Annotated in this window: 9 tRNA genes and 1 rRNA gene; all 10 read left to right on the top strand. The window is 50.8% G+C overall.

Annotated elements, in window-relative coordinates:
- The first annotated feature begins 154 nt into the window (after nucleotides 1–154).
- The 10 genes from rrf (at nucleotide 155) to ASE01S_RS15395 (ending at nucleotide 1,033) form a co-directional block, all read left to right on the top strand.
- Nucleotides 155–270, top strand: a 5S ribosomal RNA gene (gene rrf / locus ASE01S_RS15350).
- A gap of 6 nt (nucleotides 271–276) precedes the next feature.
- A tRNA-Val gene (locus ASE01S_RS15355) sits at nucleotides 277–349 on the top strand.
- Nucleotides 350–355: 6 nt separating this feature from the next.
- A tRNA-Thr gene (locus ASE01S_RS15360) sits at nucleotides 356–431 on the top strand.
- 6 nt (nucleotides 432–437) lie between these two features.
- Nucleotides 438–513, top strand: a tRNA-Lys gene (locus ASE01S_RS15365).
- Between the two features lie 4 nt (nucleotides 514–517).
- A tRNA-Leu gene (locus ASE01S_RS15370) sits at nucleotides 518–599 on the top strand.
- Nucleotides 600–603: 4 nt separating this feature from the next.
- Nucleotides 604–678: transfer RNA gene (locus ASE01S_RS15375), tRNA-Gly, on the top strand.
- A gap of 19 nt (nucleotides 679–697) precedes the next feature.
- Nucleotides 698–786: transfer RNA gene (locus tag ASE01S_RS15380), tRNA-Leu, on the top strand.
- Between the two features lies 1 nt (nucleotide 787).
- Nucleotides 788–864 (top strand) — tRNA-Arg (locus ASE01S_RS15385).
- A 2-nt stretch (nucleotides 865–866) separates the two neighbouring features.
- Nucleotides 867–943, top strand: a tRNA-Pro gene (locus tag ASE01S_RS15390).
- 14 nt (nucleotides 944–957) lie between these two features.
- A tRNA-Ala gene (locus ASE01S_RS15395) sits at nucleotides 958–1,033 on the top strand.
- Nucleotides 1,034–1,038 lie beyond the last annotated feature (5 nt).

The raw sequence follows: 1,038 nt of genomic DNA on the forward strand, positions 1-1,038 counted from the left end.
TTTGAACACCGTTTGATGCTTGTCTCTTATCTAGTTTTGAGGGTGGATATAATCCTTGTTTTACTAACTAGTATTAATAAAAGTTTTTTCTCAAAAACACTTGCTTTTAATACTAAAAGTGAATATAATATAACTTGTCCTTGAAAATTAAATGTCTGGTGACAATAGCGAAGAGGTCACACCTGTTCCCATGCCGAACACAGCAGTTAAGCTCTTCAGCGCCGATGGTAGTTGGGGTTTTACCCCTGCAAGAGTAGGACGTCGCCAGGCTTTACCGGAGGATTAGCTCAGCTGGGAGAGCACCTGCCTTACAAGCAGGGGGTCGCAGGTTCGAGCCCTGCATCCTCCATCATGAGCCGGCCTAGCTCAATTGGTAGAGCAACTGACTTGTAATCAGTAGGTTGGGGGTTCAAGTCCTCTGGCCGGCACCATTTAGGGAGCCATTAGCTCAGTAGGTAGAGCATCTGACTTTTAATCAGAGGGTCGAAGGTTCGAATCCTTCATGGCTCACCATTTTGCGGGTGTGGCGGAATTGGCAGACGCGCTAGACTTAGGATCTAGTGTCTCTTGACGTGGGGGTTCAAGTCCCTCCACCCGCATTTTGCGAAAGTAGTTCAGTGGTAGAACACCACCTTGCCAAGGTGGGGGTCGCGGGTTCGAATCCCGTCTTTCGCTCCATTACAATTCCAAATTCCATGCCGGGGTGGTGGAATTGGCAGACACACAGGACTTAAAATCCTGCGGTAGGTGACTACCGTGCCGGTTCAAGTCCGGCCCTCGGCACCATGCGCCCGTAGCTCAATTGGATAGAGCGTTTGACTACGGATCAAGAGGTTAGGGGTTCGACTCCTCTCGGGCGCGCCATACGGGAAGTAGCTCAGCTTGGTAGAGCACTTGGTTTGGGACCAAGGGGTCGCAGGTTCGAATCCTGTCTTCCCGACCATTTTAGATGTTTGTGGGGCCTTAGCTCAGCTGGGAGAGCGCCTGCTTTGCACGCAGGAGGTCAGCGGTTCGATCCCGCTAGGCTCCACCATTTTT

This window comes from Amphibacillus sediminis NBRC 103570 (assembly GCF_001552275.1).
Classification (GTDB): Bacteria; Bacillota; Bacilli; order Bacillales; family Amphibacillaceae; genus Amphibacillus_B; species Amphibacillus_B sediminis.